At 69.6% G+C, this 13,504-nt stretch carries 11 protein-coding genes and 1 pseudogene; 5 read left to right on the top strand and 7 right to left on the bottom strand.

Annotation, left to right across the window (positions count from 1 at the left end; all coding sequences use genetic code 11):
• The first annotated feature begins 203 nt into the window (after positions 1–203).
• The gene (locus tag ABIC50_RS19740) at positions 204–1,184 is read left to right on the top strand and encodes an aldo/keto reductase (RefSeq protein ID WP_126225509.1); all 981 of its coding nucleotides are present in this window, start codon (positions 204–206) and stop codon (positions 1,182–1,184) included.
• A 45-nt stretch (positions 1,185–1,229) separates the two neighbouring features.
• On the opposite strand, the gene ABIC50_RS19745 is transcribed toward ABIC50_RS19740, so the two are convergent.
• The 3 genes from ABIC50_RS19745 to ABIC50_RS19755 form a co-directional block, all read right to left on the bottom strand.
• Positions 1,230–2,096, bottom strand: coding sequence for a CPBP family intramembrane glutamic endopeptidase (locus tag ABIC50_RS19745; RefSeq protein WP_354166332.1), 867 nt, complete (start codon positions 2,094–2,096; stop codon positions 1,230–1,232).
• 77 nt (positions 2,097–2,173) lie between these two features.
• Positions 2,174–2,830 (bottom strand): VC0807 family protein, encoded by a 657-nt coding sequence (locus ABIC50_RS19750; RefSeq protein WP_006754817.1) that lies wholly within the window; start codon positions 2,828–2,830, stop codon positions 2,174–2,176.
• Between the two features lie 292 nt (positions 2,831–3,122).
• Complete coding sequence (locus ABIC50_RS19755; RefSeq protein WP_175751669.1) at positions 3,123–4,187, bottom strand: 2,3-butanediol dehydrogenase; 1,065 nt, start codon at positions 4,185–4,187, stop codon at positions 3,123–3,125.
• A 493-nt stretch (positions 4,188–4,680) separates the two neighbouring features.
• Between ABIC50_RS19755 and ABIC50_RS19760 the strand changes: the two genes are divergently transcribed.
• The gene (locus ABIC50_RS19760) at positions 4,681–5,133 is read left to right on the top strand and encodes a DUF3331 domain-containing protein (RefSeq protein ID WP_354166334.1); all 453 of its coding nucleotides are present in this window, start codon (positions 4,681–4,683) and stop codon (positions 5,131–5,133) included.
• A gap of 23 nt (positions 5,134–5,156) precedes the next feature.
• Here ABIC50_RS19760 and ABIC50_RS19765 read toward each other — a convergent pair whose 3' ends face one another.
• A complete protein-coding gene (locus ABIC50_RS19765) occupies positions 5,157–6,356 on the bottom strand; it encodes a GNAT family N-acetyltransferase (RefSeq protein WP_354166336.1) in 1,200 nt (399 codons plus the stop codon).
• 415 nt (positions 6,357–6,771) lie between these two features.
• Here ABIC50_RS19765 and pdxR point away from each other — a divergent pair, with 415 nt between their 5' ends.
• The gene (pdxR, locus tag ABIC50_RS19770; protein ID WP_354166338.1) at positions 6,772–8,244 is read left to right on the top strand and encodes a MocR-like pyridoxine biosynthesis transcription factor PdxR; all 1,473 of its coding nucleotides are present in this window, start codon (positions 6,772–6,774) and stop codon (positions 8,242–8,244) included.
• A gap of 13 nt (positions 8,245–8,257) precedes the next feature.
• Here the strand turns inward: pdxR and ABIC50_RS19775 are convergent.
• Both ABIC50_RS19775 and ABIC50_RS19780 read right to left on the bottom strand, forming a co-directional pair.
• Positions 8,258–8,362 (bottom strand): annotated as a pseudogene (locus tag ABIC50_RS19775) (transcriptional regulator); the annotation flags it as partial.
• Between the two features lie 89 nt (positions 8,363–8,451).
• Positions 8,452–9,705, bottom strand: a complete 1,254-nt coding sequence (locus ABIC50_RS19780) for an MFS transporter (protein WP_354166340.1) — start codon at positions 9,703–9,705, stop codon at positions 8,452–8,454.
• Between the two features lie 149 nt (positions 9,706–9,854).
• On the opposite strand from ABIC50_RS19780, the gene ABIC50_RS19785 reads away from it, so the two are divergent.
• Both ABIC50_RS19785 and ABIC50_RS19790 read left to right on the top strand, forming a co-directional pair.
• On the top strand, positions 9,855–10,730 hold the full coding sequence (locus ABIC50_RS19785) for a LysR family transcriptional regulator (RefSeq protein WP_175667571.1): 876 nt from the start codon (positions 9,855–9,857) through the stop codon (positions 10,728–10,730).
• A gap of 260 nt (positions 10,731–10,990) precedes the next feature.
• Positions 10,991–12,625 carry a trypsin-like peptidase domain-containing protein gene (locus tag ABIC50_RS19790; RefSeq protein WP_354166514.1) on the top strand — a complete coding sequence of 545 codons (1,635 nt, stop codon included), beginning with the start codon at positions 10,991–10,993 and terminating at the stop codon, positions 12,623–12,625.
• Positions 12,626–12,745: 120 nt separating this feature from the next.
• Here the strand turns inward: ABIC50_RS19790 and ABIC50_RS19795 are convergent, their stop codons facing one another.
• Complete coding sequence (locus ABIC50_RS19795; protein WP_354166343.1) at positions 12,746–13,444, bottom strand: fumarylacetoacetate hydrolase family protein; 699 nt, start codon at positions 13,442–13,444, stop codon at positions 12,746–12,748.
• Between the last annotated feature and the right edge of the window lie 60 nt (positions 13,445–13,504).

Genomic DNA, 13,504 nt, shown 5'->3' on the forward strand with positions numbered 1-13,504 from the left:
TGCGGGTCGCGGGTCGCGTGCGTCTTTTGCTTTCGGCTGTTCGACCCGATCCAATGCGGCGGCGCCCGAGCGCGCCGACACACGTTTGCGCGCCGCGGGATACCATGCGACGTCCGGCGGATGCACGCCCCGGCGTCCGTGCGCGGTGCACCGACGCGCGGCGCGCATCCGGCCGCAACCCCACTTCAATGACGAGGCGAGCGATGGAATACGTGAAATTCGGGTCGACCGGGATGGACGTGTCGAAGCTGGTGCTGGGCTGCATGACGTTCGGCGAGCCGTCGCGCGGCACGCATCCGTGGACACTGCCGGAAGCGGAAAGCCGCCCGATCCTCCAGCGCGCGATCGAGGCCGGCATCAATTTCTTCGATACCGCGAACATGTATTCGGACGGCACGTCGGAAGAGATCGTCGGCCGCGCGCTGCGCGACTTCGCGAAGCGCGACGACGTCGTGATCGCGACCAAGGTGTTCTACCGGATGCGGCCGGGGCCGAACGGCGCGGGGCTGTCGCGCAAGGCGATCATGACCGACATCGACCAGAGCCTGAAGCGGCTCGGCACCGACTACGTCGACCTGTACCAGATCCACCGCTGGGATTACGGCACGCCGATCGAGGAGACGCTCGAGGCGCTGCACGACGTCGTGAAGGCCGGCAAGGCGCGCTACATCGGCGCGTCGTCGATGTTTGCGTGGCAGTTCGCGAAGGCGCTGCATACGTCGACGCAGAACGGCTGGACCCGCTTCGTCAGCATGCAGAACCACGTGAACCTGCTGTATCGGGAGGAGGAGCGGGAGATGCTGCCGCTGTGCGAGGCCGAGGGCATCGCGGTGATCCCGTGGAGCCCGCTCGCGCGCGGCCGGCTGACGCGCAACTGGGACGAGTCGTCCGGGCGGCAGCAGAGCGACGACGTCGGCCAGCGGCTCTATGACGCGACGGCCGATGCCGACCGCGCGATCGTCGAGGCCGTCGCGGCGATTGCCGCCGCGCGCAACGTGCCGCGTGCGCAGGTCGCGCTCGCGTGGGTCGCGCACAAGCGCGGCATCACCGCGCCGATCGTCGGCATCTCGAAGCCGCATCATCTGGACGATGCGCTCGGCGCATTGGAACTGAAGCTGACGGACGACGAAATCGCGGCACTCGAAGGCCCGTACGTGCCGCACGCGGTGGCCGGTTTCAACTGAGTTCAACCGGCCGAAACCGGCGGGCGCCGGCGCCGTACGCGTCGCTTAGCGCGCGGCGGCGAGCATCGGGTACGTGAACAGCCCGAAGTGGATCACGTTCAGCCCCGCATGCGCGAGCGCGGATGCGAGCAGCCCGCCGCGCCGCCATGCCAGGCCGTAACCGATGCCGGCCACCGTGCCGAGCACGATCCACTGCCAGCCGGCGGCCGCGTGCGCGGCGCCGAACAGCAGCGCGCCGATCGCGAGCGCGACCCACGGCCCCCAGCCGAAGCGGCCGAGCACGCGGGTGAGCCCGCCTTGCACGTAGCCGCGGAACAGCGCTTCCTCGGCGAGCGTGACGAGCAGCACGTTGTTGACGAGCCACATCCAGCCCGACGCCGGCCATTTCGGCGCCCAGCCGACCATCCCGAATGCGAGCGCGCCGACGAGGCAGACGGCGGCCGTTGCGATGCACGCCACGGCACCGGTGCGCAGCGCGCGCGCTGGCGGGACGTCGGGCATGACCCACGGCAGCACCCACAGCAGCCACAGGCCGACCAGCGGCTTGTCGAAATTCAGGTACATCGTGAACGGCACGGCGTCCGGCGTGAAGCGCGTCGGCTCGATCACGCGCGGATTATGGAAGCCGGGAATCAGGTGCAGGCTCAGCGCGATCGCGAGCGCGGCAAACACGACGTGCGCGGCGATCCGCACCGCGAGCGGGCGGCTCGGGGCGACACCCCAGGCGGCGGCCACGAGCAGCGCGAGCGGCGCGAGCACGATCGGCGAGAGCTTGCCGACCGCCAGCGCGCCGGCATAGCCGAGCGCCGCGACGGCGATGCTCGGGCCGTGCAGCGGACGCAGCCACGCGAATGCGGCGGCGGCGAACAGGGCGAGGCAGATCGTGGCACACGGGAGAAGCGAAAGAGACATGAGGCGATGCATGGGTCGAACGAGACGCCGCGCATCATACCCCAGCGACCGTGACGTGCGGCCGGGCAGGCCGGCGCTCAGCGGCCGGCGATCTCGGTGACGCCGTCGCGGGTCGGTATGTCGACGCTGTTGCGCTCGCGCATCCGCCGCCGGTACCAGAAGGTCCACAGCAGCAGCGTGCCGAACACGGTGTAACCCATGATCGGCGACACGACGAGCACGCGCTCGACGGGCCACGCGACGACCATCCACAGGCGCAGCAGCATCTCCAGCGTCATGCATGCGCCCCACACGAAGGTCATCAGCCGGAGCATCTGGCGCAGCCCCGGCTGCTCGGCCCACACCGTCTCGAAACGCGCGGCGCCGCCGGCCATCTCGCGGGCGACCGTCGCGCGGGTGAGGTAGAAGATCAGCGGGCGATCGCGGAACAGCGACAGCAGGAACACCACGCCGATCGCGCCAGACGCGAGCGATTCGCGCATCAGCAGCGTGCGCGCGCTGCCGCCGAGCGCCATGCCGGCGATCGACAGCGCGATGCCGAGCAGCACGACGGCGGCCACCGCATCGACGCGGCGCGAGCGGATGAATTCGACGATGGACCAGACGATGGGCGGAATCGCGGACGCGTACAGCGCGCCGGTTTCGCCGAAATACGGATGCGCGACCCGGTAGGCGACCCAGGGCAGCACCAGGTTGACGAAGAGTTCGAGGATCAGGCCGGCTCGTCGTTTCACGGAAGCGGGCGCGCGGGTGGCGCGCGGGGCGGTGAGGTCGGTTTGAGTATATCGAAGTCGGACCCCGCGCGCCGCCCCCGACGCAGTTGTGCATGCACCGGATGCGGGCGGGCGGGCCGGGCGGACGGCGAGTCGTGCCTATGCTACCGAGGGGGCCGCTTGCGGCCGCCCGGCACCGCGTCCGGCCGTCACGCGGCTATCATCGCCCGATTGCCCGATTGCCCGATTGCCCGATTGCCCGATTGCCCGATTGCCCGATTGCCCGGTTGCTCGTTGCCCGGTCGCGCGTTCGTCAGGCCGTCGCGGGCTGGACGATGATCTTCACGTTCCGGTCCTTGTGGTTGACCAGCTCCTGGAAGCCGTGCGTGACGATATCGCCGAGCGTGATCCGCCCGGTGATCAGCGGCTGCACGTCGATGCGGCCGTCCGCGATGAAGCGGATCACGTCCGCGAATTCGCCGTTGTACGCCAGCGAGCCGATCACTTCCTTCTCGGTCGACACGATGTCGAAGAAGTTGAACGACGTCGGCTCCTCGAAGATGCCGACCATCACCGACTTGCCGGCCTTGCGGATCACGTCGATCGCGAGTTGCGCGGTGGCCGTGTGCCCGATGCACTCGAACGACACGTCGGCGCCGTAGCCGCCCGTCAGCGCCTTGATTTCCGCGATCGCGTCCGACGCCTTCGGATCGATCACGACCGTCGCGCCGACCTCCAGCGCCTTCTGCTTGCGCGCGGCCGACATTTCCAGCGCGATCACGCGCCCGGCGCCCGCGGCCTTCGCGCACATGATCGTGCACAGCCCGATCGTGCCCGCGCCGACCACGACGACGGTCTGGCCGACGATGTTGCCGGCCTTCTTCACCGCGTGCAGCCCGACCGCGAGCGGTTCGATCAGCGCGCCGGCCTCGGTCGGGAAGTTCTCGGGCAGCTTGTACAGCAGCTCGGCCGGCACGTTCACGTATTCGGCGAACGCGCCGTTGTTCATCAGCCCGGTGAACGCGAGGTTCTCGCAGATGTTGTACAGCCCATGCTTGCAATACCAGCAGGTGCCGCAATGCTGGCACGCGTCGGCCGTCACGCGGTCACCGAGGGCGAAACCCGACACGCCCGCGCCCAGCGCCGCGATTTCGCCGCTGAACTCGTGGCCGAGGATGCACTGGCCCTTCAGGCCCGTCAGCGGGTGCGGCGCGTCGACCGGGATGAACACGGGCCCGGCGACGTATTCGTGCAGGTCGGACCCGCAGATGCCGCACCAGTGCACGCGGATCTGGACCCAGCCGGCCGGCGGGTGCGCCGGAACGGGAACTTCTTCCACGCGGATGTCGTTGCGGCCATGCCAGACGGCGGCCTTCATGCTGGGTGCGGTGTTCGGTGCCGGTGTGCTCACGTTGCTGTCTCCGTCAGGTTGTCGTCGGACGCGCGGCAAGCAGCCGGTGCGTCCGTCGCGCGATTGCGCGAGCGATCGATATGCAGGAACGGGGCCAGCTTGAATCGGCGCTCGGGTGGCGAGCGGGGCGGGGAGAGGGTGTGCGGTGCAGCAGGTATGTCTTGCGTTGGCATCCGGCGATGTCGAGTGAATTGCTCGCGGAATTTGCTGCAATTGCGATGGCGGGTTCGCGTGAGACGCCGGGACATTCGTCTCAGCCGTTTGAGACGAAACGCGAGACGGATGGCTGGGCGGCGGGCGCCCTCGCATCTCGTTATGCCAACCCATTGTGCCGATCAGCGAAACGCATCGTTGCGCACATTCCGCTTTACTTGAAGTTAACTTCAATTTGTATCATCTGCGGCAGCCCGATCGCGCGCGGTGCGCGGCCCGTGTCAATTTCAACGGAATGTCGTCAAGCATGCCGAACTTCATCGAAAGCCTGATCTGCGAATACGTGTCGTATCACATGCTGGTAGCCGACGAGCGGGACGTCATGCCGTCGGCGAGCGACGATCGCGCATCGGTGCCGGAGCCTGTCGCGCCCGGTGTTTCACCGTTGCGGCCACAACTGTTCGTCACGGTCCTGGAGGCCGGCGACAACGGCTTGCTGGTGCGCTGGAGCGAAAGCGGGCGCTGTCATTACGGCGAGCAGCGCTGGCGCTTGCACGCCGCATCGCAGCCGGGCCGCTGCGCGATCTCGGGGCAGCCGATCGAGCCGGGCGAGCCGGTGTACCGGCCGGTGCGGCGGCCGGTGCCCGTCAACGGCGACGAGATGATCCACCCCGCGTCGGTGCCGGACGCAGCCGGCATCGTGCGTCACGTTGCGCCGGCCTGCGGCGAGGCGGCGGACCCGGTCGACGTCCTCGGCTGAACGCAGCCGGCTGCACATGCGCGTTACTTGAGATCCTTCCGGTACTGGATGAACCCCGCGTTGTTCGCGAGCTTGTCGTACAGCGCGCGGGCGACCGTATTGGTTTCGTGCGTGAGCCAGTACACGCGGCTCGCACCGGCTTCGCGAGCCCGCTCGTACACGGCCTCGATCAGCGCGCCGCCGGCGCCTTGCCCGCGCGCGTCGGCCGCCGTGAACAGGTCCTGCAGGTAGCAGTACGGCCCTTCGGTCCAGCACGAGCGGTGGTAGATCGCGTGCACGATACCGATCAACGCACCCGACGCGTCGAATGCGCCGAGCACGAACATCGGTTCGGCGGGATCCATCAGGCGCGCCCACGTCGTCGCGAACACGGCGTCGCTCAGCGCGGTGTCATAGAACTTCTGATAACCCTGCCACAGCGGGCGCCACGCGGCTTCGTCGGCGGCGACGAGCGGCCGGACCGTGACGCGCGTCGCGTCGTTCGCACGGCCGGCCGCGTCGCGGGCACGCGCCTGCGCGTGGCGGATCGCGACGAGCGACTCGCGCTGCGCGCCCCCGGCGTCGAAGTTCTCCGGCGCGAGCCAGGCTTCGAACGCGGCGCGCACGGCCGGCCATTCGCCGTCGACGATCGAGAACCAGGCGGTGTCGCGATTGCGTCCCTTGTAGATGATCGCCTGCCGGAACGTGCCTTCGTAACGGAAGCCGAGCCGGGCGGCGGCCTTGCGCGACGGCGCGTTCAGGTCGTCGCACTTCCATTCGTAGCGCCGGTAGCCGAGCGTGTCGAACGCATACTTCATCAGCAGGTACTGCGCTTCGGTCGAAATCGGCGTGCGCTTGAGCAGCGGCGAGAACGTGACGGAGCCGACCTCGATCACGCCGTTGGCCGGGTCGATGCGCATCAGCGCGAGCGTGCCGACCGCGCGGTTCGTCGCGCGGTCGATCACCGTGTAATGCAGCGGATCGGCGCTCGCCGCCGCGCCGCGCGCGTAGTCGCGGTAGCTCGACTCGTCGGCGTACGGACCGTGCGCGAGATAGGTCCAGTCGGCGCCGTCGGGCGCCTGCGCGTATGCGGCGTACAGGTCGGCGGCATGGCGGTCGGCATCGAGCGGTTCGAGGCGGCAGTAGCGGCCCTCGAGCACGATGCGCTCCGGGCGCGGGCGCGCGGACCAGTCGGGAACGGGGCGGCCGATCGGCTGCTGAAAGTCGTTGGTGAGCGTGGACAAGGTCGATCTCGCTTCGGTTGGCGGCCGGCGACATGCCGGCATGCAGACGATCGTAGTCCCGGCGAGGTACCATGAGAAGCGCCAGGCGACGGTGAATTTATGGTGCCACGGGGTGCCGCAGTGGCGCCATGTCGGTGTCCGCTACGGTGCCGTGATTGCGCCGCGATCGACGCGCCATGCATCGCGACCTCCCCGCCGCCATACGCTGATTTATGGCGCCACGGGGCGCCACGTTGGTGCGCGCGACGGCTCCGGGATTGCGCCACCGATCGCCCCGCCATGCCCCGAAACCTCCCCGCCGCCATACGCTGATTTATGGTGCCACGGGGGCGCCACGTTGGTGCCAGCGACGGCGCCGTGATAGCGCCACCGATCGCTGCGCCATGCCCCGAAACCTCCACGCCGCCATACGCTGATGACGACAACCCTTCCTTCCGGCACCGCGCCGGTAATGCCGCTCGACGCGCCGCTCGCGCGCACGGCCGGTGCGCCTTCGTTGCAGCGGCAATTGCTGCGACGCGTGCGCGACGCGATTCTCGGCGGCGCGATGCCGGCCGGCACGCGGCTGCCCGGCACGCGCGCGCTGGCCGAGACGCTCGGCGTGTCGCGCAACACGACGGCGGCCGTCTACGAGCAGCTCGTCGCCGAGGGCTTCCTGCAATCCGATCGTCGCGGCACGCGCGTGGTGGGCCTGTCGCGGCCGGCGGCGCCGCGCCGGCGGGCCGCGCCGCCGGTCGTCGCGCAGCGGCTCGGCCGGATGCGTCCGAGCCTGATCGGCACCGGCGAGTCGGACGCCTTTCTGCCGGGCGTGCCCGCGCTGTCGCATTTCCCGATCGATGCGTGGCGGCACGCGATCGACCGCGCGCTGCGCCGCGCCGGCCGCGACCTGCTCGCGTACGGCGACCCGCTCGGCGAGCGCGCGCTGCGCGAGTCGATCGCGCGCCATCTGGCCGTGACGCGCGGCGTGCGCTGCGATCCCGAGCAGATCGTGATCACCGAAGGCGCACAGGGCGCGATCGCGCTGTGCGCGCAGTTGCTGACGAATCCCGGCGATACCGTCTGGGTCGAGGAGCCCGGCTATCGCGGCGCGCGCACCGCGATGCAGGCGGCCGATCTCGATGTCGTGCCGATGCCGGTCGACGCGGAGGGGCTGCGCGCGGAAGACGCGGACTGGCGCGAACGGACGCCGCGGCTCGTCTACACGACGCCGTCGAACCAGTTTCCGACCGGCGCGGTGCTGTCGATCTCGCGCCGGCTCGCGCTGATCGACGCCGCGCGCCGGCATCGCGCGTGGATCATCGAGGACGACTACGACAGCGAGTTCCGTCACACGGGCGAGCCGATCGGCGCGTTGCAGGGGCTCGCGGCCGATTCGCCGGTCGTCTATCTCGGCTCGTTCAGCAAGACGATGTTTCCGGCGCTGCGGATCGGTTTTCTCGTGCTGCCCGACGCGCTGCTGGCGGCGGTGCGGCCGGCGCTGCCGGAGATGCTGCGCGGCGGCACGCGCCAGGTGCAGCTCGCGCTCGCCGATTTCATCGAGTCGGGGGAGTACGGGCGGCATCTCGGGCGGATGCGCCGGCTGTATCGCGACCGTCGGCGCGCGCTGCTCGCCGCGCTGGACGACGCGTTCACCGCGCCGCATCAGGTCGAGGGCGGGCCGTGCGGGCTGCATCTGGCGCTGCGGCTGCCGGCGCGCTATCGCGACCGCGCGATCGTCGAAGCGGCGCGCGAGCATGGGATCGGGCCGTTTCCGCTGTCGGGGTTTTCGCTCCACGCGACGTCGGCGGCCAACGGGCTCGTGCTCGGGTTCGGCAATACGTCGGCCGATGCGTTCGCGCCGATGCTGAGGACCTTGTCGGCGATCGCGCATCGGGTCGCGGGGGATTGAACGACTGCGGCGCGAGCAGCGGGTGGTCGGCCGGCACCACGGCCGCGTGATGCCACTGGAAGCAGGGCAGCGACACGCGTTCCTTGTAGTCGGCGATCGCCTCGGTCGCGATCGCGACAGGGTGCGGATTGCCGAACGGCAGATCGCGGAGTTGAGCCGCAAGCGGCCCGCGGGCGGTGTGCAGGCCCGCGCGTGACGTGACGCCGCTTACCGCACGCGTTCTGCGCGAATGATCCGGCGCGCGGCCACCAGGCTCAATGCGAGCAACACCGCGACATACGCGACCACCGCGCCCCACGCGCCGTGCTGCCAGACCGTGCCGCCGGCCGAGCCCAGTACGCTCGACCCGAGGTAATAGGCCAGCAGGTACAGCGACGCGGCGTGCCCCTTCGCCGATCCGGCAAGGTGCCCGACCCAGCCGCTCGCGACCGCATGGGCGACGAAGAAGCCGATCGTGATCAGCACGATCCCGACGATGATCGCGACGAGCGAATGCGACAGCGTCAGCGCGAGGCCGGCCGCGAACACGAGAATGCCGCTGACGAGGACGGGCGCGCGCCCAAGGCGATCGGCGAGGGCGCCCGCGCTCGACGACGACACCATCCCGAACAGATAGGCGCCGAAGATCAGCCCGCACGCGGTCGCGCTCAGGTTGAACGGCGCGGCCGTCAGCCGGAACCCGGCGTAGTTGTACACCGTCACGAACGAGCCCATCACGAGGAAGCCGATCGCGAACACGAGCGGAAGCCGCGCGTGATGGAGTTGCGCGTTCCATAGCCGCAAGTGATGGCGCAGCGTCAGGTCGGTTCGCTTCACGAAGCGCCGCGATTGCGGCAGCAGCATCACGAACGCGATCGCCGCGACGAGGTCGACCACGCCGATCGTCAGCATCGCGGTGCGCCACGAGAAATATTCTTCGAGCGCGCTCATCCCGATCCGCCCGATCATGCCGCCGAACGCGGTGCCCCCGACATAGAGCCCCATCGACAGCCCGAGCCCGTCGGGCGCGATTTCCTCGGCAAGATAGGCCATCGCCACGGCCGGGACGCCGCCGAGCGCGAAGCCCTCGAGCGCGCGCCAGATCAGCAGCAGGTTCCAGTTCGGCGAAATCGCCGCCAGCACGTTGAACAGCGCGGCAAGCGTCATCGACGCGAACATCAGCCCGCGTCGCCCGACGCGTTCGGACAGCGCGCCGGCGCACAGGATCGAGACCGCCAGCAGCCCGGTCGACAGCGACAACGACAGCGAGCTCGATGCCGCGCCGATATGGAATTCGCGCGCGAACGCGGGCAGCAACGGCTGCACGCAGTACAGCAGCGAGAAGGTGGAAAAGCCGGCCAGGAACAGCGCCAGCGCGATGCGCTTGTAGGCCGCGGAGCGCGGCGACACGCCCGCGGGCAGCGCATCGGGCGTGACATTCGGGATGCGGGTCGCGGCAGGCGGAATCGCAGGGGAAGACATGGTTTGCACCTGATTGTCCAGGGAATATCTCGAATTCTTGCGCACGCTCACACATATGTCCAATATATGAAAGAAACCGTAGCGATACGTTTTACGACTGACCTGGACGCGCACGTCGCGCTTCCCTCCACCCCGGGATCACCTCGCACATGGAACTTCGGCATCTCCGATACTTTCTGGCCGTGGCCGCCACGTCGAACTTCACGAAGGCCGCTGAAACGCTCGGCATGGGGCAGCCGCCGCTGAGCCAGCAGATCAAGGCGCTCGAGAGCGAACTCGGCGTGGAACTGTTCAAGCGGACCGCACGCGGCGCTGAACTCACCGTCGCCGGCGAGGTGTTCGCGGAAGAGGCGCGGCGCGTGCTCGACGATGCCGAGCGCGCGGCGCGGGCGGCAAAACGGGCCGCGCGGGGGGAAATCGGGCAGCTTCGCGTGGGTTTCACCGGCACGGCCGCTTTCAATTCGAAAGTGGCCGACCTGATTCGCCGCTTTCGCGAAGCGTTTCCGGACGCCGAGCTGACGTTGCAGGAGGCGACTTCCGGCGTGCTGCTCGAGGCGCTGGAGGCCGGGCGGCTCGATGTCGCGATCGTGCGCCCCGAGCGGCGTATCGCCGACACGTTGGTGGCGGCGGACTGGGACGAGGAAGCGATGTTCGTCGCGTTGCCGGTAGCGCATCGGCTCGCGCAGCGGCGCCGGATCGATCTGGCGGAACTGACCGACGAAGCGTTCGTGCAGGTGCCGCGCGAAGCCGGCAGCGCGCTGTTCGACGACATCGTGGCCGCGTGCAATGCCGCCGGGTTTCAACCGCGGATGGCGCAGCCCGCGCCGCAGATCACGTCGGCGGTGACGCTCGTCGCGGCCGGGCTCGGCGTGTCGATCGTGCCGAAGGCGATCACGCAGGTGCAGGTCGCGGGCGTCGTGTATCGGCCGGTCGCGGGCGATGGTTTGCGCGCGAGGCTCGCGATCGCGTCGCGACGCGATGATCCGTCCGCGGTGGTGCGCAATTTTCTGGCGCTTGCGTGGTAGCGCGGGACGGTGGTGCGGGATCTACCGCGGCCGCGCGTACTGCATGCAATGTGTGGTGAATATTCCGATTGACGAACCGCGAAACTTGCCCGGAACGAACGCCGGGGCGGTTTTGCCGCCATTCGACCGCCGGCATGCGGGTTTCCGAATCGTATATGGCCGACGCGGTGTGGACTATAAATGGATGCGTGTACCGGCGCCTGCCGGGCGTCCGCGTGTCTCGCGCGAGACGTCGCCGCGACTGCCGGGGGAGGTGCACCGTGGTTCGCCAGACGCTTGCCCGCGCCGTGCTTCGCACCGCGTTGATCGGGGGTGTATTCGCCGGCATTTTGTTGTCGTCGCCGCCCACCCGTGCCGGGACCGTCGCGACGCCCGCTCCACCGCCTGTCATGAAAAGCAGGCCCGCCACGCCCGCCACACGCGCTTACTCGATGCCGGTCGACTTTCCGGCGATTGTCGACCGCTACGGCCCGGCGGTCGTGACCATCATGACCACCGGGCCCGACCAGCAGCCCGGCGGCCCGGCCTTCGCGATCCTCGAATCCGACGATCCGCTCGCCGGGTTCTTCCGCCGCGGCGCGCAGCCGCCTGCGCCTCCGCCTCCGCTCATGCCCGGGCAGGGCCCGCAGGCGCCGTTGCCCGATACGTCGCCGCGCGCGATCGCGGGCAGCGGCTCGGGCTTCATCGTCAGCCCCGACGGGCTGATCCTGACGTCCGCGCATATCGTCGCCGACGCAACCGACGTCACGGTGCGACTGGCCGATCGTCGTGACCTGAAGGCGACCGTGCTGGCCGTCGATCCGCAGAGCGACGTCGCGGTGCTGCGCGTCGACGCGACGAAGCTGCCGTTCGTGCGCATCGGCGATTCGGCGCGGGTGCGCGCCGGCGAACCAGTGATGACGATCGGCGCGCCGGACGGCTCCGGTAATACGGTGACGGCCGGCATCGTCAGCGCGACCGCGCATCCGCTGCCGGACGGCAGCGCGTTTCCGTTCTTCCAGACCGACATCGCGGTGAATCCCGACAACTCGGGCGGCCCGGTGTTCAACCGCGCGGGCGAGGTGATCGGCATCGCGGTGCAGGTCTACACCGGCGCCGACCGCTACGCGAGCACGACGTTCGCGATCCCGATCGCGTTCGCCATGAAGGTGCGTGCGCAAGCGCAGGCGCAGATGCGCACCAACGCGCAGGCGCAGCGCATGTCGTCCGTGTCGTCGGGCAACGCGCTGGGCGTCGACGTACAGGATGTCGGCGCCGGGTTGGCCGCCGCGTTCGGTCTGCCGCGTCCGGTGGGCGCGCTCGTCAACGGCGTCGATCCCGGCTCGCCGGCCGCCGCGGCCGGCGTGAAGCCCGGCGACGTGATCGTGCAGTTCGGCGACAAGCCGATCGGCCAGGCTGCCGAGTTGAACGACCTGGCTGCCGCGTTGCCGCCTGGCGGCAAGGTGCCGCTGCGGCTGATCCGCAACCGCACGCCGATGCGGCTGACGGTCACGGGAGCGGCGGCCGGTGACGCAATCGACAACGCGACTTACAACGCGACCTACAACGCGCCCGCGACGGGCAGCGCAGGCCCGGTCGGTACGGCCGGCGCCGCCGGCGTGGCGATGGCCGCCGCACGGCCGGCCGATGGCGGCGATCGGCTCGGGCTGACGATGCATCCGCTGAGCGATGCCGAACGGCGTTCGACCGGGCTCGCGGTCGGGATGATGGTGGATGCGGTGCACGGGCCGGCCGCGCGCGCGGGCATCCGGCCGGGCGACGTCGTGCTCGAACTCAACGACACGCTGCTCGAAACGCCGGAAGACGTGCCGGCGCTCGAAGCGAGCGGCGGCGTGATCGCGGTGCTGATCCAGCGCGAGAACGCGCGCAAGTTCGTGTCGGTGCGAGCGCGGTAGGGCGTTGACGGGAGCGCGGGCGTGCGCCGTGTGCGCATGCAAAAACGCCCCCGGACGATTCGAGGGCGAGCATGGGATGCAGGCTGCTCTTGCGGCCCTGCCTTATGCGGGCGCGAGCCCTTACGGCTTCGCCCCCATCACGAACTCGAACGTCGCGACCCCATCGACGCCGCCCGTCACGCGATCGCCCGGCTGAATTGCGCCGACGCCCGCCGGCGTGCCGGTGAAGATGAGGTCGCCGGCCTTCAGCTCGACCGAGCGCGACACATACGCGATCACGTCCGGCACGGCCCAGATCATGTCGGCGAGATCGCCTTGCTGGCGCGTTTCGCCGTTCACCGCGAGCCAGATCCGCCCGCTTGCCGGATGGCCGGTGACGCTCGCCGAGCGCAGTGCGGTCACGGGGCCCGACGCGTCGAAGCCCTTCGCCCAGTCCCACGGCCGGCTCAGTTTCTTTGCGTCGGCCTGCAGGTCGCGGCGCGTGAGGTCGACGCCGACGCCGTAGCCCCACACGTGCGACAGCGCATCGGCCGGGTCGATCGATCGGCCGTCCTTGCCGATCGCGACGACCAGCTCGATTTCGTGATGCAGGTCGCTGGTCAGCGGCGGATACGGGACGGTGCCGCCGGCCGGGACGATCGCGTCGGCCGGCTTCATGAAGAAGAACGGCGGTTCGCGGTCGGGATCGGCGCCCATTTCGCGCGCGTGATCGGCGTAGTTGCGGCCGACGCAGAATACGCGGCGCACCGGAAAGCGCGCGGACGACTGATCGACTTCGACGGAAGGACGCTCGGAAGCGTCGATGACGTATGCGGACATCGGATGGCCTCGTTCGATGAAAAGACGGATGCCGCCGCCCGCGCAATGCGCCGCGGGCCG

The sequence above is a fragment of the Burkholderia sp. 567 genome, from assembly GCF_040545115.1.
GTDB lineage: Bacteria > Pseudomonadota > Gammaproteobacteria > Burkholderiales > Burkholderiaceae > Burkholderia > Burkholderia ambifaria.

Excerpts from the sequence above, each read along its gene's own strand:
- ABIC50_RS19740 (WP_126225509.1), top strand. The coding sequence starts at position 204 with ATGGAATACGTGAAATTCGGGTCGACCGGGATGGACGTGTCGAAGCTG.
- ABIC50_RS19760 (WP_354166334.1), top strand. The coding sequence starts at position 4,681 with ATGCCGAACTTCATCGAAAGCCTGATCTGCGAATACGTGTCGTATCAC.
- ABIC50_RS19755 (WP_175751669.1), bottom strand. The coding sequence starts at position 4,187 with ATGAAGGCCGCCGTCTGGCATGGCCGCAACGACATCCGCGTGGAAGAA.
- ABIC50_RS19785 (WP_175667571.1), top strand. The coding sequence starts at position 9,855 with ATGGAACTTCGGCATCTCCGATACTTTCTGGCCGTGGCCGCCACGTCG.
- ABIC50_RS19795 (WP_354166343.1), bottom strand. The coding sequence starts at position 13,444 with ATGTCCGCATACGTCATCGACGCTTCCGAGCGTCCTTCCGTCGAAGTC.
- ABIC50_RS19745 (WP_354166332.1), bottom strand. The coding sequence starts at position 2,096 with ATGTCTCTTTCGCTTCTCCCGTGTGCCACGATCTGCCTCGCCCTGTTC.
- ABIC50_RS19780 (WP_354166340.1), bottom strand. The coding sequence starts at position 9,705 with ATGTCTTCCCCTGCGATTCCGCCTGCCGCGACCCGCATCCCGAATGTC.
- pdxR (WP_354166338.1), top strand. The coding sequence starts at position 6,772 with ATGACGACAACCCTTCCTTCCGGCACCGCGCCGGTAATGCCGCTCGAC.